Annotated in this window: 15 protein-coding genes and 2 pseudogenes; 6 read left to right on the top strand and 11 right to left on the bottom strand. The window is 57.8% G+C overall.

Annotated features, from left to right (window positions below; translation table 11 throughout):
• Nucleotides 1–237: 237 nt before the first annotated feature.
• The 4 genes from JFT80_RS22475 to JFT80_RS22460 are packed head-to-tail and all read left to right on the top strand — an operon-like array spanning nucleotide 238 to nucleotide 6,285.
• On the top strand, nucleotides 238–2,112 hold the full coding sequence (locus JFT80_RS22475; protein WP_122840053.1) for a bifunctional diguanylate cyclase/phosphodiesterase: 1,875 nt from the start codon (nucleotides 238–240) through the stop codon (nucleotides 2,110–2,112).
• A 44-nt stretch (nucleotides 2,113–2,156) separates the two neighbouring features.
• On the top strand, nucleotides 2,157–3,116 hold the full coding sequence (locus JFT80_RS22470; RefSeq protein ID WP_201149512.1) for a cytochrome-c peroxidase: 960 nt from the start codon (nucleotides 2,157–2,159) through the stop codon (nucleotides 3,114–3,116).
• Nucleotides 3,113–4,924 carry a DAHL domain-containing protein gene (locus JFT80_RS22465; protein ID WP_201149510.1) on the top strand — a complete coding sequence of 604 codons (1,812 nt, stop codon included), beginning with the start codon at nucleotides 3,113–3,115 and terminating at the stop codon, nucleotides 4,922–4,924. Before JFT80_RS22470 ends, JFT80_RS22465 begins: the two co-directional genes overlap by 4 nt.
• On the top strand, nucleotides 4,921–6,285 hold the full coding sequence (locus JFT80_RS22460) for an ATP-binding protein (RefSeq protein WP_201149508.1): 1,365 nt from the start codon (nucleotides 4,921–4,923) through the stop codon (nucleotides 6,283–6,285). Before JFT80_RS22465 ends, JFT80_RS22460 begins: the two co-directional genes overlap by 4 nt.
• A 28-nt stretch (nucleotides 6,286–6,313) precedes the next feature.
• Here JFT80_RS22460 and JFT80_RS22455 read toward each other — a convergent pair whose 3' ends face one another.
• The 4 genes and pseudogenes from JFT80_RS22455 to JFT80_RS22440 form a co-directional block, all read right to left on the bottom strand.
• Nucleotides 6,314–7,822 carry a glucosyltransferase domain-containing protein gene (locus tag JFT80_RS22455; RefSeq protein WP_201149506.1) on the bottom strand — a complete coding sequence of 503 codons (1,509 nt, stop codon included), beginning with the start codon at nucleotides 7,820–7,822 and terminating at the stop codon, nucleotides 6,314–6,316.
• 1 nt (nucleotide 7,823) lies between these two features.
• Nucleotides 7,824–8,765, bottom strand: coding sequence for a glycosyltransferase family 2 protein (locus tag JFT80_RS22450; RefSeq protein WP_122840048.1), 942 nt, complete (start codon nucleotides 8,763–8,765; stop codon nucleotides 7,824–7,826).
• Nucleotides 8,762–9,135, bottom strand: a pseudogene (locus JFT80_RS22445) (GtrA family protein). The gene JFT80_RS22450 and the pseudogene JFT80_RS22445 overlap by 4 nt, the downstream one beginning before the upstream one ends.
• Nucleotides 9,136–9,287: 152 nt before the next feature.
• A pseudogene (locus JFT80_RS22440) lies at nucleotides 9,288–10,725 on the bottom strand (amino acid permease).
• A 601-nt stretch (nucleotides 10,726–11,326) separates the two neighbouring features.
• On the opposite strand from JFT80_RS22440, the gene JFT80_RS22435 reads away from it, so the two are divergent.
• On the top strand, nucleotides 11,327–14,446 hold the full coding sequence (locus JFT80_RS22435; protein WP_201149504.1) for a transglycosylase domain-containing protein: 3,120 nt from the start codon (nucleotides 11,327–11,329) through the stop codon (nucleotides 14,444–14,446).
• A 5-nt stretch (nucleotides 14,447–14,451) separates the two neighbouring features.
• The gene (locus JFT80_RS22430; RefSeq protein ID WP_201149503.1) at nucleotides 14,452–14,631 is read left to right on the top strand and encodes a hypothetical protein; all 180 of its coding nucleotides are present in this window, start codon (nucleotides 14,452–14,454) and stop codon (nucleotides 14,629–14,631) included.
• Here JFT80_RS22430 and JFT80_RS22425 read toward each other — a convergent pair.
• The 7 genes from JFT80_RS22425 to JFT80_RS22395 all read right to left on the bottom strand — a co-directional run bounded on the left by JFT80_RS22425 (nucleotide 14,628) and on the right by JFT80_RS22395 (nucleotide 23,162).
• Entirely contained in the window at nucleotides 14,628–15,398 is a 771-nt protein-coding gene (locus JFT80_RS22425; protein WP_201149501.1) for a hypothetical protein, read from the bottom strand. The two genes, JFT80_RS22430 and JFT80_RS22425, sit on opposite strands and share 4 nt — an antisense overlap.
• Before the next feature lie 11 nt (nucleotides 15,399–15,409).
• Nucleotides 15,410–15,649, bottom strand: coding sequence for a hypothetical protein (locus JFT80_RS22420; RefSeq protein WP_201149499.1), 240 nt, complete (start codon nucleotides 15,647–15,649; stop codon nucleotides 15,410–15,412).
• Entirely contained in the window at nucleotides 15,646–18,255 is a 2,610-nt protein-coding gene (locus tag JFT80_RS22415; RefSeq protein ID WP_201149497.1) for a hypothetical protein, read from the bottom strand. The genes JFT80_RS22420 and JFT80_RS22415 overlap by 4 nt, the downstream gene beginning before the upstream one ends.
• A complete protein-coding gene (locus JFT80_RS22410) occupies nucleotides 18,138–20,444 on the bottom strand; it encodes a hypothetical protein (RefSeq protein ID WP_201149495.1) in 2,307 nt (768 codons plus the stop codon). The genes JFT80_RS22415 and JFT80_RS22410 overlap by 118 nt, the downstream gene beginning before the upstream one ends.
• Nucleotides 20,414–20,986 carry a hypothetical protein gene (locus JFT80_RS22405; RefSeq protein WP_201149493.1) on the bottom strand — a complete coding sequence of 191 codons (573 nt, stop codon included), beginning with the start codon at nucleotides 20,984–20,986 and terminating at the stop codon, nucleotides 20,414–20,416. Before JFT80_RS22405 ends, JFT80_RS22410 begins: the two co-directional genes overlap by 31 nt.
• Nucleotides 20,987–21,933: 947 nt before the next feature.
• Nucleotides 21,934–22,233: a hypothetical protein gene (locus tag JFT80_RS22400; RefSeq protein WP_201149491.1), complete on the bottom strand. Its 300-nt coding sequence runs from the start codon at nucleotides 22,231–22,233 to the stop codon at nucleotides 21,934–21,936.
• Nucleotides 22,234–22,265: 32 nt separating this feature from the next.
• On the bottom strand, nucleotides 22,266–23,162 hold the full coding sequence (locus JFT80_RS22395) for a hypothetical protein (RefSeq protein WP_201149489.1): 897 nt from the start codon (nucleotides 23,160–23,162) through the stop codon (nucleotides 22,266–22,268).
• Between the last annotated feature and the right edge of the window lie 352 nt (nucleotides 23,163–23,514).

The following is a 23,514-nucleotide window of genomic DNA, read 5'->3' as shown; positions in this document are numbered from 1 at the left end:
CATTGCCGGGTCCGGGCGGGGTGGACAGCGCCTGAAAGCGGAGTCTGGCCTACAGGCTAGATGAAATTGAGCGCCTTCCGGCAAATGATTTCATTTTGCCAGCGCGAAGCAGTGGCCAGAGGTCTATGCTCAGGTGACTCGGATCCTATATCTGTACGTTCGGCCAGGTGATCAGGGAAAGGATACCCCTCCTATGAGTACACTCCACGAAACCGTTGCCAGCTTCGGCTCGCGTCAATGACGACCCTGCTGGCGCGGACCAACCGGCGCATTCTGATCATCGACGATGCACCGTCGATTCATGCGGATTTCCGCAAGATCCTCGCTCCCGCCATCGACGACGAACGGGCCCTGGCCGACGCCGAGGAAGCCCTGTTCGGCACGCAGCCGGTGGAGCGCCTGACATTCCAGCTCGACTCAGCCTATCAGGGGCAGGAAGCCCTGGCGCGAGTCCAGCAGGCCCTGGTGGAGGGGCGACCTTATGCGATGGCGTTCATCGACATGCGCATGCCACCGGGCTGGGATGGCCTGGAAACCATCGAACACCTGTGGAAGGCCGACCCGCAGCTGCAGATCGCCCTGTGTACGGCCTACTCCGACTACAGCTGGGAAGACATCGCCGAGCGGCTGGAATTCGGCGATCAATTGCTGGTGCTGAAAAAGCCTTTCGACAGCCTGGAAATCCGCCAGATGGCCAGCGCCATGACCTGGAAATGGCAGATGGCCCAGGACGCGGCATTAAAAGTCTTGAGCCTGGAACAGACCATCGAGGCACGGGTGCACGAGCTGCTCAAGGTCTCGCACCTGCTGCAATACGACGTGCTCACCGAATTGCCCAACAGCACGTTGCTGGGGGACCGCTTGAACCAGTCACTGGCCCTGTCCCGGCGTCATGACAAACAACTGGCGGTGATGTTTTTCGGCCTCGATCGCTTCAAGCGCATCAACAACGCGCTCGGCCATCCCGCCGGCGACCAGATGCTCAAACGGGTCGGGCGCAACGTGGTGGCGGCGGTGCGTGCGTCCGACTCGGTGTTCCGCTACGGCTCGGACGAGTTCGTGGTGATCCTCGCCGACATTCGTCATCCCCAGCAGACCAAGGGCATCGCCGAGAAACTCCTGAACGCGATCCGGGCGCCCCAGCACATTGCCGGCCACGAATTGAGCGTCACCGCCAGCCTGGGTATCAGCGTCTATCCGGACGACGGTTTTGATGCGATTTCGCTGATCAAAAAAGCGGAAACCGCGATGCGCAACGTCAAGGAGACCGGCCCGGACAGCTACCGCTTTTTCATCGAAGAAATGAACCAGCGCGCCTGGGACCAGCAAAGCATGGAGACCGGCATCCGCCTGGCGCTGGCTCGCAACGAATTTGTCCTGCACTACCAACCCAAGCTGGACCTTCGCAGTGGCCAGGTGGTCGGCGCCGAGGCGTTGATCCGCTGGCACAAGCCCGGCCACGGCATGGTCTTTCCATCGGCATTCATCGCAGTGGCCGAAGACAGCGGCCTGATCGTGCCGCTGAGCAAATGGGTCCTGGCCGAAGCCTGTCGACAGAGCTGCGCGTGGCGGGCAGCCGGGCTGCCGCCGATCTGCATGGCAGTGAATATGTCAGCCATCGATTTCCGTCAGGCGGATTTTGTCGATGGCATCGAGCAGATCCTCGCGCAAACCGGCATGGAGCCGGCCCTTCTGGAGCTGGAGATCACCGAAAGCGTGTTGATGCAAAACATCGAGTCCACCGTTACCTCCCTGCAACGGATCAAGGCACTGGGGGTGCGCCTGGCCATCGACGACTTCGGCACCGGTTACTCCAGCCTGAGTTACTTGCGGCGCTTTCCCATCGACGTCCTGAAAATCGACCAGTCATTCATTCGCGGCTTGGGCAGCGACAGCAACGACGCAGCACTGGTCAGTGCCATCATCAGCCTGGGGCGCAGCCTCAAGCTGACCATCATTGCCGAGGGGGTGGAAACCGCTGAGCAACTGGACTTCCTCAAGGCCCGGCACTGTGAGGAAGGCCAGGGCCACTACTTCAGCAAAGCGGTGGAGCCCGAGGTATTCGTTCGCTATGTGGAGTCGCTCAGGCCCTCCTTGTCGACCCTCTCGTGAACCCGACCCAACGACACCCAGGCCAAGCGCTAAGGAAACATCAGATGTGGTTCCGCTTTAACTACCGGCTGCTGGTACCCGTGCTCGGGGTATGCCTGGGCGTCGAAGCCGCGCCGCTGGACGAACCCCTCAAACCCCTGCCTGCGGTGCCCCAACAGGATGCGCAACGCGTAGCGCTGGGTCGCCAGTTGTTCAACGAAACCCGTTTGTCGGTCAATGATTCACTGTCCTGTGCCAGCTGTCACCAACTGGCCGGGGGCGGCGCCGACAACAAGGCCTTTTCGATTGGCTTTACCGGTCTTCCGGTTGCGGTCAACACCCCCAGCGTACTCAACGCCAGCCTGAATTTCCGGCAGTTCTGGAACGGTCGCGCAGACTCCCTGGAAGCCCAGATCGGCGAAGTCGTACAGAGCCCCAGTGAGATGGGCAGCAACTGGCAACACGTGGTACAGACCCTGTCCGCCGATACGGCCTACCGCACTTCATTTGCCAACGCCTACCCCGACGGGGTGACCAGGGACAACGTGCAGAACGCCCTAGCCAGCTACGAGCGCACGCTGATCAGCGCCAACTCGCGGTTCGACCAGTACCTGCTGGGCGACACCCAGATACTCAGTCGCGAGGAAAAGTACGGCTATCAGCGTTTCAAGGAATACGGCTGCATTGCCTGCCACCAGGGGGTGAACATCGGCGGCAACATGTACCAGAAGTTCGGCGTCCTGGGCGATTACTTCCAGGAGCGGGGCCACCCTACGGAGTCCGACCTGGGGCGTTACCTGGTAACCGGGGACGAAGAGGATCGCCACGTGTTCAAGGTGCCCAGCCTGCGCAACGTCGCAGTCACCGCGCCGTATTTTCACGACGGCTCGGCCGCGACGCTCGAAGAGGCGGTGGACGTGATGTTCAAGTTCCAGCTCGGCCGTATTCCTTCGGCCGAAGATAAGACCCTGATCATCAAGTTTCTCAAGACCCTGACCGGTGAATGGGAGGGTAAACCCTTATGACACTGTCCTACCGACGCAACATGACGCTGTTGGGCATCGTCGCCCTGATGCTGGCCTCGACGCTGCTGTTCCTGTACCTCAAATCCAGCGCGGACCAGACCACGACCTACGCCGAATCCCGGGACTTGATCGGTCGCATCAAACAGCTGAATGCGCAGTGGGAAACCGAAATCCTCAAGGCCAGGATCGCCATCAGCCACAATTACGACCCACTGGTCTCGCCACTCACCGAGATGACCCGGCTCTGGCAACGATTTGATTCGATGGAGTCAAGCCACGACCGCAATGCCTCGGCCGCCTGGCGCACCAGTCATGATGCCTTCCTCGCCGCCCTCAAGGAAAAAACCCGCCTGGTCGAACAATTCAAGTCGCACAACGCCGTGTTGCGTAATTCACTGGCATTTCTGCCCACCGCCGAGGATGACATCCAGGCGCAACTGGCCGAACTGGTGGACGGCGACAAATTGCAGTTGCAGAACATCGCCACTGACACCTATGACTTGCTGCTCAGCAGCCTGGAGTTCGCCCAGGTCACATCCGATGGCAAGGCTGCCGACATTCTGCTCGGTTTGAACAAGCTGAAGGTCAACAAAGAGCGCCTGCCCGAACAGTTCCACAGCCCGATCGACATTGTCAGCAGCCACATCTCATTGATCCTGCGCGAACAACCACTGGTCAACCGGCTGCTGGAAAACATCGAGGCCATCCCCGTGGCCGAACGCCTGGACGACATTACCGACCTGCTCAACACTGACCAGCACAGGACCGAAGCCGTCGACCAGCGCTACCACTTTTCCATGCTGATATTTTCAGTGTTGCTGGTGCTGTGCCTGGTGTACCTGACCATTCACCTGATGCGCAGTTTCAGGGTGATCCAGCGAGTCAACCAAGCCCTGGAAGCCGCCAATGACGACCTCGAATTGCGGGTAGAAGAACGCACCCGTGAACTGCGCGATACCCAGAGTGAACTGCTCGACACTGCACGCCAGGCCGGGATGGCCGAGATAGCGACCAACGTGCTGCACAATGTCGGCAACGTACTCAACAGCGTCAACATTTCAGCCGATCTGGTGACACGTAAACTGCGCGCCAGCAAGGCCCAGGGCCTGGCCAAGGCGATGCAGCTGATTAACGATCATCCAGGCGATGTGGGCACCTTCCTGACCCAGGACCCGAAAGGCAAACTGCTTCCCGGTTACCTCAATCAACTGGTGGAAGCGATAGCCCTGGAGCAGCAGGGCATGAGCGAGGAACTGGCGCAGTTGAGCAAGAGCGTCGATCACATCAAGGACATCGTCGCCACCCAGCAATCCTATGCGGGCGCCAACAGCCTCATGGAGCCGTTGTACATCAGCGAATTGCTCGAAGACGCCCTGCGCATGAACGCGGGCGCCCTGACCCGACATCAGGTGACGGTGGTCAAGGATTACAGCGCATTGCCGCAAGTCATGGGTGACAAGCACCGGCTGCTGCTGATCCTGATCAACCTGATCAGCAACGCCAAATACGCGATGTCGGATTTGAATAATCGTGCGCGGCAAATGACCCTGGCGGTGAAAATCATCGATGACACAACCCTGCAAGTCAGCGTCAAGGACGACGGCGAAGGCATTGCCGAGGAAAACATCACGCGGATCTTTGCCCACGGTTTTACCACCCGCAAGGAAGGTCACGGCTTCGGTCTGCATAGCTGCGCCCTCGCCGCCATCGAGATGAACGGCCACCTCACCGCCCACAGCGACGGCCCGGGCAAAGGCGCCCTGTTCACCTTGCGGATCCCGCTGCACCTCGTACCGGAGCCAGCATGAGCGAGGGTTTCAATCGGCGCATCCTGCTGATCGACGACACTCCGTCCATTCATGCGGATTTTCGCAAGATCCTCATGCCTCCCCCGGTGCAGACGCAGGAGATGGATGCGATGGAAGCGACCCTGTTCGGCAGCGAGACCGCACCGACCCGCGTGACGGTTGAGCTGGATTCGGCCTACGGAGGGCAGGAAGGTCTGGGTAAACTGAAGTGGGCGCTGGACCAACAGCGACCCTATGCCCTGGCCTTCGTCGATATGCGCATGCCCGAAGGCTGGGACGGCGCCCAGACCATCGAACACCTGTGGCAGGCAGACCCGCGCTTGCAAGTGGTGGTGTGTACCGCCTACTCCGATTATTCCTGGGATGAACTGCTCGACCGCCTGCAGGCCCATGACCGGGTACTGATTCTGAAAAAGCCGTTCGACAATGTGGAAGTGCAGCAAATGGCCAATACCCTGTTGGCCAAATGGGACATGACAGAACGGGCCAGCTTGCAGATGAATCATCTTGAGCATCTGGTGCAGCGGGAAGTCGACGAGCGCAAACAGCTTGAATCACAACTGGTGCAATCGGAAAAACTGGCGTCGCTGGGGCAGCTCGCCGCTGGCGTTGCCCATGAGATCAACAATCCCATCGGCTTCATCTCATCCAACCTCGGCACGCTCGATGGCTACTTCCAGCAACTGCAGGAAATGCTCGATGCCTATGGGCAGGCTGCGACCTTGATCCAGGCCGGTGAGTGGGCCGAACGCCTGCAGCAGCTGCGCGAACGGATTGAACTGGACTTCCTGCGCGAGGACATTCCGCTGCTGATCAAGGAGTCCAAGGACGGCATCAACCGGGTCGGCCGGATAGTCAGGGACCTCAAGGATTTTTCCCGGGTGGACGCCAATCAGGAATGGCAGTGGATCAACTTGCAGCAGGGCATCGAGTCGACCCTGAACATCGTCGCCAACGAACTCAAGTACAAGGCCGATGTGCTCAAGGAGTATCAGGTGCTACCCGACATCGAGTGCCTGCCCTCACAAATCAATCAGGTGTTCATGAACCTGATCGTCAATGCCTCCCAGGCGATTGGCCCGGAACGCGGCACCCTGACCCTGCGCACCGGGCATGCTGCACAGTCGGTATGGATCGAAGTGCAAGACACCGGCTCCGGCATCGCACCGCAGAACCTGCAGAAAATCTTCGACCCGTTTTTCACTACAAAACCCGTTGGCCAGGGCACAGGCCTGGGATTGTCCTTGTCCTACGGCATCATCAAGAAGCATCGCGGAGAAATCACGGTTCGCAGTGAAGTCGGCGTGGGCACCACATTCCGGGTCGAGTTACCCATTCGCCAGAGCAGCCGAGTCGACTGACGCCCCCGCGAGGCTGGCATCAGTGGGTTCACCAGCGCAAAGTCTTGATCGGCGGTGGTTCCTTGACGACGATAAACCCGTAGTCGCCGATCAGGTATATCCGGTAGTACGGCCTGTCCACCAGCGCTGGATAGGCCAGGTACCCTACGCGCGTGGCATTGCGCCGTTCCTTCTCGGCGACCACGTTGGTGATGCCGACGCTGGGCAGGTTCTCGGCCAGCATGTAGAAGTCGATGTTGAGCAGATAATGCAGCACCGGCATCTGCCTGAACGTACCGGCTGCGCCCGTCAGCCAGTGATCGGAATAGGTCACCGACAGATAGATACGCTTGGCTTCGCGCAGCTCTCGATGGGCGCTGATGTCTTGCGCAAGACTGCCCAGGGCCTGGGTGGCGAAGGCCTTCTGCACGGTCAGCACCCGGCCGTAGGCGTAGGACAGCGACAGCGTCGCCAGCAGCGGTAAGGCCAGCAGCAGCGGCAGGCGCGGGTGAAGCCGCGACAATGCCAGGTGGCCGAGGTAGAACAGCAGCACCAGCAGCACGGCGAAGCCCATCAAGGTTCTGGCGCCTTCGTTGAAGTCGCGAAAGAACAACGCCATGCCCGACACAAGCAAGGTCACCAGCGGCAGGGTCAGCAGGCATACCAGGCCGATGCACAAGCGTTTGGCTGCGCTGTCCGGACGCCTGGAAATCTCGCGCCCCAGCCCTGCGGCGCCCGCTATTGCACACAACATCAGCCCGGCCAGCACCCAGGTAAAGCCGCCATGGAACAGCAACTGCACCTTTTCCAGCACGCGGCCGATATTGATCAGCACCTGCAGCCATGGATCGGCGTCCAGGTTCAATAACAGGGTGCGATTTGACTCGGTAAACGGGTAGGCGGTCACGCCGTAGATCAATGCGCCAAGGGCCGCCTGGGCGATTCTGCAGCCGATCAGATCTCGCCACTTGCGCCATTCCAGCTGGTCATGGGCGCCCTTCAGCACTTCAAGGCAGCACAATCCCAGGAACACATTAAAACTGATCTGATACAAGCCCAAACCCAACGCGACAAGACCGGCAGGCACCAGCCACTGCAGGATGCGCGAGGTGTGGTGAAAACTGATTGCGTAGATGACTGCCACCACGCTCAATGCCATGGCGGGGCCGTCGTATTGATAAGACAGGTTCTGCAGGAAAAACGGGTTGTACCACAGCGGCAACACCACCAGGCAGTTGGAGACCCTGGGCTCGCGCCAGTAGTGAAACGTCAGGCTGGTCAGGGCCGATGCCATGGCCAGCGTGGCGATCAACAGCGGCAACGGAAAAATGTTCGGCGCGCCAGGGCTCAAGGTCAGGGCCTTGTACATCAGCTCGGCGAACAACCGTCCCTGACCTGCCCATTCCATGCCGCCCGACAACGCGCGCCAGTTGTCATCGATATAGCGGTAGTCGGCAAGGATCAGCGGCAACACATACACCAGCGTCGCCAGCACAAACAGCCGCCAGGCCTGGCGCCGCCCCAGCTCACGGGTCAGAGCGTCACCCAGTCGGCCCATGTTAAAGATCGCGCCCCTGCCTGGCGCCGACGATGTCCTTTATCACGTAACGCGGTCGATGCTTGGCCTCGATGTAGATGCGGCCGACGTACTCGCCGAGAATGCCGATGCCGATCAGTTGAACACCGCCGAGAAACAGAATGGCGGTCATCAGCGAGGGGTACCCAGGGACGCTGTTACCGAAGAAAATCTTGTCCAGCACCATGTACACCGCATACAGCACGGCAAAGACTGAAATGGCACCACCGATGTAGGTCCACAGGCGCAAAGGCACCGTGCTGAACGAGGTCACGCCCTCCAACGCCAGGTTCCACAGTTTCCAGCCGTTGAATTTGCTGTTGCCGGCCACCCGCGAGGCACGCTCGTACTCCACCACCACGGTGTTGAAACCGGCCCAGGACAGCACGCCTTTCATGAACAGCTGATGTTCCGGCAGCGCGCGAATCACGTCGACGACCTTGCGGTCCATCAGCCGGAAATCACCGACATTTTCTTCGATGCGGGTGTAGGAAATGCGATTGAGCAGGTGGTAGAAAAGTGATGCACTGTGGCGCTTCATGTAGCTGTCGGCGCTGCGATCACGGCGCTTGGCAAGCACCACGTCCGCCCCCTTCAACCACTGCTCGATCAACAACGGGATTACGCTGATCGGGTCCTGCAAGTCGACGTCCATGGGAATCACCGCATCGCCGGTAGCATGTTCAAGGCCGGCGAACAGCGCGGGTTCCTTGCCAAAATTACGCGAAAAATTGATCAGCACGACCTGCTCGTCGACCTGCGCGAGCGCGGCTGCCTGTTCGGCTGTACGGTCCGTGCTGCCGTCGTTGATGAAAACAATTTCGACTTCGGCCTGATCCAGTTTCAGCTCGTTGCGAACGGCCTGGTAAAACAGATTGATGGCCTGCTCTTCATTGAACACCGGCACGATGAGCGAGATTTTCATACCTGATGCTCGCGGAAGACAACGTATTTGGAGAAGAGGAAACCCAGCACCAGGCTCAATGCGGAAAACAGCCCGACCGTGAGCAGGCCATGCAGTCGCCAGACGTCGGCAACATGGCCCACCCCCAGACTCAAGGCGCCCATGGTCACCAGGAATAAAGCATAGTTGGCGACCGACGTTTTGCCGTCGAAGGTGAATTGCGCGTTCATGTAGAAAGAGAACGAGGCGGCCACGCAGAACGCCATGAGGTTACTGACGGCCTGGCTAAAGTCAGCCGCCACGCTGAGCAGGAAAAAATCTGCCAATGGATCAGCGTATTTGCAATCCCGATCACCGTGTAGCTGGACATTCCTTTCCACAAGCGTCTCATGGCGCCCCCTCCGTTGCTGACTACCGTCATCCTCGGCACATAAGGGTTTGAGCCTGGCGACTGTCAGAAATCACAGGCGGGGGTGTTTTTCAGACCGACGGTGAAATCCTGCAACGAAAAAGCCCCGATCGACAGACCGGGGCTTTGGCATTTCACATACGCACAATCAAGGGAGCCGAACGCGCCGCACCCTGCGATACATCCGGTCGGCTGGAGTTTGAACACGTAGAATAACACCGTCAGCAGCACCAGGAAGGCCGGGCCGACATACAGCGCCACGCGGGTGTCGGGGAAGTAGGCCATGAGGCAAACCACCAGCACCAGGAACGCCAGCGCCAGGTACGAGCTGACCGGGAACAGCCACATCTTGTATTTCAGGCCGGCACGTTCGCTGGCGCTCAGGCCTTTGCGGAATTTGAGCTGGGCCAACAGGATCATCACCCACGTCCAGATCGCGCCAAAGGTGGCAATTGCCGTCACCCAGACGAAGACTTTCTCAGGCACCAGGTAGTTGAGCAGCACGCCCAGCAGCAAGGCGCCGATCGACAGCAGCAGTGCGCGACGCGGTACGCCGTTGCTCGAGGTCGTGGCGAAACCGGCCGGGGCCTGGCCATTCTGCGCCAGGCTGTAAAGCATGCGTCCGGTGCTGAAAATGCCGCCGTTGCAGGACGACAGCGCAGCGGTAATCACCACGAAGTTAATGATACCGGCTGCAGTCTTGATGCCCAGACGCTCGAAGGTCATCACGAACGGGCTGCCCTGGGTACCGATTTCGTTCCATGGGTAAATCGACAGAATCACGAACAGTGCGCCGACGTAGAACAGCAGAATCCGCCAGAACACCGAGCCGATCGCATTGGGAATGGTTTTCTGCGGGTTCTTCGCTTCGCCGGCGGTCAGGCCGATCATCTCGACACCGAGGTAGGCGAACATGACCATTTGCAGCGACATCAGCACACCGGTCACACCGTTGGGCATAAAGCCGCCGTGGGCCCACAGGTTGGAAATGCCCAGCGCGACGCCATCGTTGCCGAAACCAAAAGCGATGATGCCGACGCCGCCAATGACCATGGCGATGATGGTGACGATCTTGATCAGCGCAAACCAGAACTCGAACTCACCAAAGGCTTTCACCGCGATCAGGTTGATCGAGCCCATACTGACCAGCGCCGCGAGGGCCCAGATCCAGCGCGGTACATCGGGGAACCAGATGCCCATGTACACGGCCACCGCGGTGATTTCCGCGACGCAGGTCACCAGCCACAGGAACCAGTAGTTCCAGCCAGTGAGAAAACCCGCCAATGGGCCAAGGTAGTCTTGCGCGTAGCGGCCGAACGAACCGGCCACCGGGTTGTGCACGGCCATTTCGCCGAGGGCGCGCATGATCACCAGGATCGCCAGGCCACCCAGAATGTAGGAAATCATGATCGCCGGGCCGGCCATTTCAATGGCTTTGGCCGAACCTAAGAACAGACCGACGCCGATACAGGCACCGAGCGCCATCAGGCGAATATGCCGTTCGCCGAGTTCGCGTTTAAGCGGACCGCCCTGAGCGGTGTCGCCGTGAGGCAGGTGATTGCCGACTGGCATGGGGGTGCAACCTCGTCTTGTTATTGGATATGACCACCGAGTGTCGCAGCGATGGCGGATAAGCCTTGGCTGCCGTGAAACCGCGCCGGCCTCGTGGGCGAACGCGTCTTGTAGGACAAAACCTGCAAGATCAGCGGGGCGTGCAGTATAAAAAGCTTACGACAGGGTTTTTCACTCTATAAACCACAACATTCAGCGACAACTCTCGGCAAAAGCCCGGTTTACGGAGAGGCATTACCTGCGTTTCGTAGGAATTTTCGCAGCTAAAACGGCGCGGAGTATTGCACGCTATTGGTGCGTCGTCATGTCCCTACTTAGGCCTAATTTACGCGTGAACGGCTCTATCTCAAGGCTGCAGGGCAGATACTCGCGATCACTTGAATTCCAACTTGTAGGCGCTGACGAGTGAAACGAGGCTGCGATCTTTTGATCCGTTTTTTTAAACACAAGATAAAAAGATCGCAGCCTCGTTTCACTCGTCAGCTCCTAGGGGCTCCTACAGGCTCCTGCGCACAACAAGTTCACAATTTTTTCACCAGCGCCAACCACCGTCTAAGCTTCAGACAAGTCCGATCAATCTGCGTGAATGGATCAGTCGACTATGGGCGCTTTGTGGCAAACCGATTCGAGTAAAACCGTGGTCCAGACTGAAGCTGTGGATGAAGCGCCGTCACCTGAAAAACCCCGTGGTTCGAAACATGGGTGGAAGGCTTTTTTCCTGTTGCTGTTGATTATCCTCATCGTCGTCGGCTTGGCGGCCGCCAAGGAAATGCGCACCTCGAAATTCCAGTCCAGGGAGGTCAGCAAGTACGCTGCGACGCTCAATTACGACCTGCAACCCGGTCCCAGCGATGCCATTCGCTATCCCGGCGCGGGACCTTTTGACCTGCGCCTGGGCTACAGCTCCCTCGGGGAATTTCTACCACGCCTGATCAAGCGTGATTACGTGGTGAAGTCGCAAACCCGTTTCTCCCAAGCATTGATGGACTACAGCGACAAAGGCTTTTTTGTCCCCTACGCGGAAAAAATCCAGGCCGGGCTGTCAATCACCGACTGCCGGGCGGCCCCCTTGTATCAATACAAATACCCGCAACAGTTGTACGCAAGCTTCGATGCGATTCCGCCAGTGGTGGTCAGCAGCCTGCTGTTCATCGAAAACCGCTTCCTGCTCGACCCGCGCCAGCCCCATGCCAACCCGGCGGTGGACTGGCCACGCTTCGGCATGGCGGCCTGGTCGCAAGTGGCGAAGTTGCTGCATCTGCCCGGCCAGTCGGCGGGCGGCAGCACGCTGGCGACACAACTGGAAAAGTACCGCCACTCGCCTGACGGCCTGACGGTTTCCGGCGCCGAGAAGATCCGCCAGATGATTTCCGCCAGCGTGCGCGCGTACCAGGACGGCCCGGACACCCTGGTCGCCCGGCAAAATGTAGTGCGTGACTACCTCAACAGCGTGCCCCTGTCCGCCGTACCCGGTCATGGTGAAGTGCACGGCATGGCCGAGGGGTTGCGCGTCTGGTACGGAGCCGATTTCAACCAGGCCAACCAACGCCTGGCTAGCACTCAAACGGATCCGCAAAGCCTGGCGGAGAAAGGCCTCGCGCTGCGCGAAATGCTCTCGCTGATGATCGCCCAGCGCCGCCCTTCGCATTACCTGACCAAGGGTCGCGAAGAACTGGCCAGCCTCACCGACAGCCACATTCGCTTACTGGCGCAGAATGGCGTGATCGACGCGCCGCTGTCGGCCGCCGCGCTGGCCAGCAAGGTCACTTATCGCGACTGGCAAACCCAACCGACCATTCAGCCAATCGAAACCAATAAAGGCATCAGCGTCGCCCGTAGCCGCTTGGCAACGATGCTCAACCGCCCGCTGTATGACCTCGACCGCCTCGACCTGTCCGCCACCAGCACCCTGCAAGGCGACCTGCAAATGCAGGCCACCGAGTACCTGAAAAAACTCGCTGACCCGGCCTTCGCAGCGCAGATCGGTTTGATGGGCGAACGTCTGCTGACCCCGACCAGCACCACCCAAGTGCGCTACAGCTTCACCCTGTTCGAGCTGACCCCGGACGGCTCGCGCGTGCGCATCCAGACCGACAGCACCGACCAGCCGTTCGACATCAATGAAGGCAGCAAACTCGAACTCGGCTCCACGGCGAAAATGCGCGTGCTGACCACCTACCTGCAAATCATCTCCGAGCTGCACGATAAATACGCCGGCATGAGCGTGCCGGAACTGAAGAAAGTCGACGTGCCGGATCAGGATCGCCTAAGCCAATGGGTCATTGATTATCTGGTGCAGAACAAGGATCGCGATCTGCGAAAAATGCTCGGCGCTGCGCTCGACCGTAAATACTCGGCCAGCCCCGGCGAAGCGTTTTTCACCGGCGGCGGGCTGCACGTGTTCCACAACTTCCGCAAGGAAGACAACGGCCGCATGCCGAGCCTGCGCGATGCTTTGCGCGAGTCGATCAACCTGCCGTTCATTCGCCTGATGCGCGACGTGGTGCGCTACGTCACCTATTCCGGCCCCAACAGCAGCGCCGAACTGCTCAAGGACGATCGCGATCCACGCCGCCAGGAATACCTGGCCGGTTTCGCCGACCGCGAAGGCACCTCGTTCCTGCTGAAGTTCTGGAAAAAATACAAGAACAAGGACACCCAGGCACGCCTGGAAACCTTCCTCGACAGCATGCGCCCGACCCCGATCCGCATGGCCGCCGTGCACCGTTATCTGTTGCCGGATGCCACTCAGGAAGACTTCAACACTTTCGTGCGCGCGCACCTCAAAGGCGCCAAGCTCACTGAAAAACTCACCGATGATCGGCTGATCCGCCTCTACGACTCCTATGGCCCCGGCAGCTACGACCTGCCCGATCAGGGCTTCATCGCCAAGGTTCACCCGCTCGATCTGTGGCTGATGGGCTACTTGCTGCACAACCCTGACGCGACTTTCAGCCAGATCGTCAAAGCCAGCCAGTTCGAGCGTCAGGAGGTGTATAGCTGGCTGTTCAAGAGCAAGCACAAAGGCGCCCGTGACAGCCGCATTCGCACCATGCTCGAAATCGAAGCATTCCTTGAGATTCATCAACGCTGGCAGAAAGTCGGCTATCCGTTCGACCACCTGGTGCCATCGCTGGCGACCGCGATCGGCAGCTCCGGTGATCGTCCGGCGGCGCTCGCCGAGCTGATCGGCACCATCCTCAACGACGGCGTGCGCATGCCGACACTGCGCATCGACAGCCTGCACTTTGCTGCCGGCACACCGTACGAAACCCGCGTGACCAATGACCCGCATGTCGGCAAACGGGTTATGCCAATCGAAGTTGCCAGGGCCATGCGCGAAGCCCTGTCGCAGGTGGTGGATGCCGGCACGGCCAAACGGGTTTCCGGCAGCTTCACCCTGCCAGACGGCAAGCCGTTGGCCATGGGCGGCAAGACCGGGACCGGCGACAACCGCATCGAAGCCATCGGTTCGGGCGGACGGATACTCAGTTCAAAATCGATCAACCGCACGGCGACGTTCGTGTTTTTCATCGGCGACACCCACTTCGGCACCATGACCGCGTTCGTACCCGGTCGCACGGCTGAAGCGTTCAAGTTCACTTCGGCGCTGCCGGTGCAAGTGCTCAAGGGCATGGCGCCGATTCTGACCCCATACCTGCAACCGGGCAGTCATTCGCAGTGTCAGCCACTGGCGGTTTCCCGGCTTTCGGCGCACTAATCCCGATGGCCTTTGGCAAAACGATCGATCCTGTGCGCGACCGTTATCAACGCCGTCAGGTAATTGAAATACGCCATCTGGCGTTCGACAGGATCGGGGCTGGCGATAGCAATGGCAGTGCCTGCGCCCGTCAGGGCTATGGCCACTTCATCCATCCCGATCAATTGCTGACGCGTCAGTTCTAAAAAGTGAACTCACGCTCCAGATCAAGCCCTTGCATAAAAAGATTGTGGTAGTCGTCTCGCAGGCGAATAGCGAAGTCCAGAGCTCGCTGATAGCTACCTTCAGCAACTGCGGTCTCGTTAAAAAGCGCTTCCTGGGTCTGCTGCATCAGGATGATATCGCTCTCGATTGGCGTGCACCCTGGCGCACGTTTATGCCTTGACAGGCTGCGGGGCAGGCAATTGGCCAGCGAATCCAGACTGCTGGACAACTCACCTACCGTCCGTGGGCGGAAGCCCGGGCCTTCGGCAGGCGGAACTTCCAGGGTTTTGCCTTTGAGATTTTCCGTGTTTATCAATGCCAGCTTGTATTTTGGAGACTTAGGCAGGTTCCATGCGCAATATTGTGCTGCCAGGGACACCGTACCAATGGTGCCGTGCATCGCCGTTGCCAGCAGGTCGATCGAGGGGTAAACAAAAAAGCCGATATTCGGATCATAGAAATAGAAATTGTTCTCCCCAAAAATATCGAACGTGACACCGATCAACATCGAATGTTTTTGCGAGTCCATCGCGAACATACTGTTTTCTTTAAATGTTGATAGATACGTGAGAATTTTTCCAACACTACTGGGCGCTGCGTTCAATTTAGGGATGATGAAATCATTCACATCCAGTTTGCGTATCTGGTCAATCGCCCGAATAATTTCATTGTGCGAGTGATCGGTTTTTGCTGCTGAGCGCATTATATTCATAAAGAAATTTTCAGCACTGTATTCTATGACAGCCACTGCTGCCGCCATTACCAACGGGTAACAACGTCCTCTCCCGTCCGCGGCGCGTCTGCTGCACACAGCCAAAAAGACTGCGGGGCAATGATCTGCCGGTAGCTGCCGTTCTTCAATGGTTTTGCATATTTAGCCGCGACGTAAATGCCCGAATGAATAATCCGATGGGAGCGGGTATTCTCAATTTTACCACTCAGCGCTCCAAGTTGCATCACATCAGCGGTGCCGCACCATTCATTATAGCGAGTTGTCAACACCAGTTCAGAATCGGTTTTTTCACACCGGCGACCTCAAACCCCTGGTGATGTCTTTTAGCAAAATTAAAATCAGCCGCTCTTTTCCCTGAAGCCATCACTTTGGCATGGTGCTCGTAACGCTCGCGCTTGGTATCAAGTTCAGCAAGCTGTTCAAGCGTCAGCACCGATGTATTAAGCCCCACATCGTTCGGACGTAACGCTTTGGTTTGCCGAATAAAGTCATTGAATACCTGGGTAAACCGGGCCGTCAACGCGCCGATTTGAGCAGTCGTCAATATCTCCCAACTTGTATCGTCAATCTCGCCAGGCTCATTGATCACGGCATAATCAAAGTTATTTAATCGAACGGTCCGAGTTACTGAATCATAAACAACCCCTGAGAAATTTACCGCTCTGTAATACACCCCCATATCGCGCAACAGACTCACGAGCCCCTCTACCACAAGGGATCTATCCAGGATACGTACACCCTCCATCGCGGTACGATCATCCTCGGCCAAGATCGCACTGAGTGTTTTCCCCGACGACGATGGCAGCAGAGTCACCACCGGCCCTTCTCCCGGAAAATAAAGGACTTGGGCCTTACCCGTTTCCGGGCCGCCGTATATACGATTGTACGCAAGGCTATTATTACTGGCTTTGCGTATTCGCAGAGACTGGTCTCCGTCGCGTTCCGACCTGAACTCCCGTACCACATAAGAGTCTTGCGAATTACTTAGCTTGTAAACCGTGTAGCCATCCCCTGCCTCGATAACATTTTTTGCATCCAGATAATCCAGATCATCCAGGCACTTATACTCCAACGATCTGATCTGGCGGCGTGTGACCAGCGCGCACAGTCGGTGATCAATGGAATATTGCGTGCGGTTTTCAATGCGTTTCATCACCGGTAGCTTACGGTCCAGTGGGGCCGCCAAGGCCAGGCCCTCTGCAATCACCTCTGGGGGCGTTAATGAACTGTTACGCAAAACGATTATTTTATGAGGTCCGATCAACACTCGAGTGGTTGCCGCCAAAGCCGTCAGTTCTGCCTGCACTTGTGTCGGTAATGTACTGAGTGAATCGCTGGGCAAGGCGTTCAGCGTCGAAATCACCGAGTCTGCAGTCGCATAGGCGTATTGAATATAAGCCCTGATGTGTTTACTCGCACGCATGATGCCTTTGACACACAGCTCTGCCGGCAGCGGGGAGACCACGTCAAAACCGATGTAGGCGGCATACGTAAAGCCTTTTAGCCCCAAGCCTGCAAATTCCGGGTTCGTCATCAACCCCAGCAGTATTTGCCGGGTGACGACCTTAAATGATCGGCCTGCGGCAAGGCCATGCATACCCTCGTTGAGCAGTATCTTGAAGGTGGTGCGGCCGAGCTGAGTCATCACACCGAGGGCCGGCAGTATTGAAAGAACGATCCCTAACACGTCCCACATGATGCCATTGCCGTCGAGTCGGTGATCCGCATCTGCATAGACATCCCGCAGCTCGGTATAAAGCGGCAGAAAGCCGAGTACAACGCCCCAGAAATCATTATCCTTGTGGGCGGTTTTCAGCAGCCCGACCCACTGACTCAAATTCTCTCGCATCACCTCATCAGCGACATTCATTAATGGCTGACCCTGCCTGGGATGCTGGCGCTCCAAATGGTTTCGCTCCCACCACCCCCTGAATTTACGCGGTGCCTTTAATATCGGGTACCCACTTTTGCCAATCAGCGCGTCGGTCTCAAGCCCCATGGGCCGCAGCACATCATCAATCAGTTTCCTGCCCTCCAGCTCCCCTACCGTACCGCGATAAGGGATGGCCATCAGGCTGTGGATTTTACTCAGTACTTGACTGGCGCTAACGGATGACGGCTCAAACAGCTTCACCGTCACGTTGAAATCAAGTCCTGCCAGCGCCAATATCCCACCGTTGGCTAGCGCAATAAACCCTATGGTTCCAGGCACTTCGGTCGGGCCATTGAGCATGTTGTGAAATTTATCGCCCAAGTCCCTGGCGGCGCCGCTATTTAAAAGCTCATCTATTTGAGTGCTGGCATTTGAATAGACAACCAGATCGGCATAAACGATCTTTTCAGCTTGCAGTTGACTAAGGCGATAATCAGTCAAACCTTGATTGGCCATCGCGCCATACGACATTTGCCTGGCGTCGAAATCAATGTACTTTTCCCGATACTGGATAAATTGATCGTAATAATCGACCCATGTTTCAGATTCGCTACTTTTCTTGAAGGTATCAAGGCTCCTGTAACCAGCAGGCCTGTCTTCATAAAGACGCTTGAAGTATTCGGTGGGCGTAGACGCTTCAGCAAAACTGACCGAAAGCGCGTTGGTCCACCTCTTGTACTCCCTGGCCTGGACATCATTGGTCATCATGAAAAACGCCAAAGCACCGGCCTTATTTAAATAGGCCTTGACCTGATCAGAAACACCATCCTCGCGGGAGATCTGATAAAAGCCCATAACTTTATCATCGTCATCCAACGAAGCTACGTCGACCGAAAATTTTTCCAGCACCAATTCAACCGCGATCTTTTTTGCCTCAAATACCGCTTGTGTTTTCGAGTATTTTTTCGCAATGGGCCGAGATTTCTTAACTGTTTGCATATGGCATAACTATCAACCTCCTCGATAAAAGCATTGGCCAGGTGAATTTTACGCATCTCGAGGGTCTCGACATCCACCGTACGTTGCAGCAGTGTTGACCCCGTCTTGTCTCCCTCTTTCAATGATTCATACAGCTTGGCGCCGAGCAACTCCATGCGGAGCTTCAGAACATTAATAAATAAATCCGGCAACGCTTCAAATTGTTTCAAACCAACATATTTATCTATTAGTTCTTCAAATTCACGCTGTTCGACCACCAGTGCGGAACGCCATAGTTTTTGAGTATTTGAAAGGTCGGGGGCTTGCAGATAGTCGGTATCAGATGGCTGTATCCGGGCCTGGCGTTGCTGGAAGTAAGTGTCGGCCTCTCGCTGCTCTATCCTGAACGCCCGATTCAACAAGCTCAGCGTTTCACGTCGCGAATCGTGACGCCAATCCTGCCAATACCTGGTGTTGGCGGTAGAGGAGTGTTGCTGCACCTCCTCTGCGGCAGCGGCCAGGCTGGCCATCCAGACCACGGACTTGTGATACTCCGAATGAATCCCCGCTCCGGCCTTTTTCAGGTTATCCAGAGTGGGCAGAATCAGCGCCACCTGTTGAATCAACGCATGATGAAACTGTGTCAGATACAGGTTCTTCTTTTGCTCAATGTTCAGGCTACTATCGTGATTCAGTGTTATCGAGTTGTGCCATAACCGATTCAACTCGCTGGCCACCAAGTTGTCGTTCTTTGAAAAATCAAGTGCGCGCCGCGCCAACTGCACGACGGGGTCCGAATAGGTCAGGGAGGCCGTCTGCCCATCCTGCGAAACCACAACACGCTTAACCCGCTCGGAGCGCCGGGGAAAGTCGGCCAGAGCGCTGGTGTCGCGGCCCAGGCGTCTGGCCAGCGGTGCCGTTGGCGAGCCTTCGACCACCTCCAGGGCACAGGCCAGCAGCGCATTGACGTAGGGCGTATAAACCGGCAAATCAAAATCCGTCTCGCGCGCGTCACCGGTCTCCATGCACCTGTCCGCTGGCGCTTCGCTGTAAGCCCAGCGATACAGCAGGAACCCGCCCGTTGCCATCGCAGCGAGCCCCAATAGCAGCGAGGCTTTGTGATCCTGCAATCCACGGCCACCCGTCCGCGCTGCGCCGCCCATCAGGCCCGTTTCAGCTTCTGCCAGCGGTGCGCCGGCATTGCCGGCTTCGCGTGCCTGCCACACTGCATAGCCGATAGCCCCCAGCGCCACGGCCTCCAGGCTGATGCCGGCAAGCAATAAACCATGGGAGCCCAGAACGGCAGACAAAGGTTTGAACGGACGGCCCACAGCCCCCGAAGTCGAAACTGCTGCCGCGCCCGGCGGGCCCATTGGGAACTTGCTCATGGCTGCCACCAAGGCATCCGCCAGCCAATGCTCCACCTGCCGGGACAACCGTCGGTGCAAATCCATGGCGCTGCGCTGACTGCTGGCGCTGCTGGCCAGCGCGTTCAGCCACTGACTGCCCCAACCGAGCCAGCTGTCGGCGTTGAGCTGTACACTCACACTGCGCCGCGCCTCCATCAGCAACGGCAACAAGGGCAACAGGTCGATCAGCGGTTCCAACTGCGGGTAGCTCTTGACCACCTGATACTCTTTGAGCTGGCGCGCAAGTTGGCGCAGCCGGTCTTCGGTTTGCAACGGATCGCCACCCGCGCAGGCCTGATACACCTGCCAGACCAGCAGCGCATTCAGATACTGGCCGTAGGCAAGCTGCAGCGCCAGGTCGCCTGCCGGCGCGTGGGCGACGAACCATTGGCAGCTCTGCTCCCAACCAGTATGGGTTTTCAATGCCTCGGCATAACGCACGGTGGCAGCGGCCAGCGGGTGGCCCATCAGCGCGCCCAGGGCATAGGGCCTGGCAATCTCCATGACACTCTGGGCGATGCGCCTGGCCAGACTGGGCCAGCTCTCGTCGGGCGTACCTTGCCGATAGAGCGTTTGCAGCGCTCGCAGCCCCTGCACCGCATAAGCCGGCAAGGTCTGCCCGGCCACCAGATGGGCAACCGGCAACGCGAGCGCGGCCAGTAAATCCTTGAGCAGCAACAGCCCGCCATCCCGGCTCTGCCTCAGACTCAGCAACCGATTCACCAGGCTGAGCGTGGCCGGGTCGGCGCCCAGCACCCCGTGGCATGAGGTCAGCCAGGCGTATGCTTCATCGTCGCCCACGTTGTGCTTGAGCAGGGCAAGCAGACAAAGTGTCTGATCGACCAGCGTACCCTGCACCGGAAACAGGCGCAGCGACTCGACAACCTGGCATAACGAAAAAGTTGTTCCACCCGCAGCCGACTGCCCAGCAAACGCTCCAGAGGCCCCTGCAGAAGATCGCGCAATGCTGGATCACCCAGGGTAACCAACAACCAGACAAGCTTTTCCGGCAGCGTACCCTTATCGGGATACCCCTTGTGCACCTGCCCCAAGCCTCGTCCCAATTGCTGCAGCGAGTCCGCCAGCGCCTCACCCAGCAAAGGATTGCCGGCCAGTAGCTGCACATAATCGCCCAGGCCCGCACTGCCGGGCAGCGCCTGCCAAAGACGTGCGTGCGTCAGGAGCTGATCGATGCTTTCCAGGCGCTGATCAAGCTGTCCCACCAGCCCCTTACCCACCAGCACCTGGAGCTGTGGATCAGTCAGAAAGCGCCGGGCCAGCACTGACAGGTCCGCCGCCTGTTTCAGAAATTCTTGCTGTGCAGTGCACTGCTCGACAAGCAACTCCAGCGTCAGCCACTGTTTACTCAGACTGCTGAGCCAAGGGCCGACCGTGCCCAGACAGGTCCTCAGCTGGCGCCAGTAAGGTGTCAGCCTGCCTGAATAGTTGGCTAGCCTGGATGCGAAGCGCGTCAACTCGACACTGAGTTTGTGCAGTGTTTCCTGCCGGGTAAGATTGCCGTCAAGAATGCACCGACACTCGACATACACCTCCTTGAAGTCGTGCGTGACCGGCTCTGCCTCGAAAAAAGCTGGTCCAGCGCGTCAACCAAGACCCGCCAGGCGATATCGCTTATCAGGCGGTTAAACGCCTGGCCCCCGGACTGGCCCAAGGATAACGAGTGGGTGACTGGCGACGGCTCGCACGGCCCAGGCGCGGCGCTACCGAGTGGCGGTGATGACGGCCGGAGGTGTATCACGCGCCGCTCTTGAGACGGCTCGCTAAGCCCGCCCCCACCGCCTGCCTGGCGGCCATTGCGCCGTCGCAGGGTGCAGCCCGCTGAGAGTTCGATGCCAACCAGCTCGCGGCTTATTAGCCCTTGGCCAGGGCCTTGGCAAGGGCGGTTGGCAACGGCTGGCCTCTGAGAGGCAGCATGAACATCCATAGCTCAAAGGACTTTTGACAGTGGAGGGACACCAGCATAGGCATATCTCGCGCAGTCACCCTTGCACAAAACGCTCAAGCCACGAACCGACGAGCAGCCTTCACCAGCGCCTTCAAATAGTTGAGATACACCACCCGATCTTCCTCTCGGGTACAACCTGGAACGGCTGACATCGCATGAAGGCGCCCACCCAGCTGCTTGCGTGCCCGCCGTCAGCGGCCGCTTGTCGGCCCTTGAGTTTGCTCGCGACCATCGGGCAGTCGCCGCTTAAAAAAAGCTTCCAGAGTCCCTTACCACAGGTACGGTGGTCGTCCTTAAGTGCTCAGCATTGACCGTCGCGCTCGTTTATACCGCGGCATCCCACAGCACCGTGATCGTGCCTGAATACCGGGTGCCCGATTTCATCTTTGCGACCTTGTCTGCTGGTATCTCAAAATGCAGCGTCGATGCTCCATTACCCGCATTCTGATCTGGGTAATACGTCTTCCCTAACAGTGGTGATAGAGGGTCGCGAGAAACTCGCTCGCCAGCGGCATTGGTGATAGCGAGCGCATGAGAGACCAAGGTGACAACCTCGACACTGTCACCCTCCGCACTTTTCAGTGCGCAGTTTTTTATCAGGGAGTATTCACAACGCAGTTTCATCGTAAATGCACCCGAGGCTGACTGAAGAAATTTCAAGTCACGGTACAAGCGCGTGGGGGGCGCCCTTTGTCTGTCCAGGCCTGCCAACCGCCCGCAGGCTCAAGCACCGCTTTGGTGCCATCGAGCAGAACTGCCCGCAGCGCGTGCCTTACGGTGAGCGCGACCTGGACTGAGAATTCAGTTGCACCAATGGGTCGAAGATAGCGTCCCGGGTCGAAGTCACCGGCCCAACGCGTGGTATACACAGCCGCTCCGATGTAGCGACCCTCAGCCATCGTGTAGGGATTGGGTGTATCCAACTCGTAGGAGAAATCGAGAAACTCGTTGCGCAGATGCATGGTTCTCTTCGGCGTTTTACCACAGAGCGCACCTGGCGGCCCATTCCAAAAGTAACGGTACTTGTGTGGAAGCGACGCCATATCCAGATGCCCCTTGTAAAAACTCTTGCACGGCGCGCCTACATCCGCAAACGAACCGTCGTTCCATAGCGCCTCGTGCCCTTCTCTTGAGGTGGCGGCTCCCGTGAGTTCCATCACCGTCAGTGGCTCGGTGTTATAACGAGAACCGACACCTGTTATGCGAAGCGTCACTGGATAACTGTGCCTTCTACTACGCACTTCAAAATGTTTAGCATTGGGTATCCTGAACTGAACCGCGTTCGTTTCAAAGGAGGGGACAGGAAAGTCAGATTTGAAACTGATTCCGACCTGCGCCGTCTGTAAGCGCCCGCCCGCACATATGGACGAGAAGTCCGCGCAGAAACCGGTCGAGGGCGTCACAATGACGAACTTCCTCTGACTCCCATCACCGTCAAATTCTGCTTCGATCTCAACCTCAGCCGCCCAGACCAAACCAACAAGCCCACTGTAAAAAAAACATGCTAACAACCAGCAAAGCCTTTTAAAAATCAAGATAATTGAGATCTCCATAAACTTACCACTCCTAGACACTTCAGCTAAAACAAGTAACCACGCCGCCTATTCTCTGAGAACCTGTCGTCGACACTTTAAATACCAGGCCGATACGCAGTGGCGGACGTGGGGCTCGCTTGTTCTCAAGCAAGAAATTATAAACGCTCGCAATCCACCCCGCTCGAAAAAAACCAAGTAAAAAATATCTTTATATAATGTAGGACATATACTACAAGAAACCAGGCAATTATAAATAGCCGTAAGAATAGGACTACAAAACAACTTTTTTGAAGAAGACGCACAATAGACAAGTCCTGCGCCCCAGGAAATATAGCGCTATTTCACTGATAGCCTTCAACCAACGTTATCG

This window comes from Pseudomonas sp. TH10 (genome assembly GCF_016651255.1).
Taxonomy (GTDB): Bacteria; Pseudomonadota; Gammaproteobacteria; order Pseudomonadales; family Pseudomonadaceae; genus Aquipseudomonas.
The sequence above is the reverse complement of the archived record's forward strand: the minus strand, read 5'-3'. Positions and strand labels throughout refer to the sequence as shown.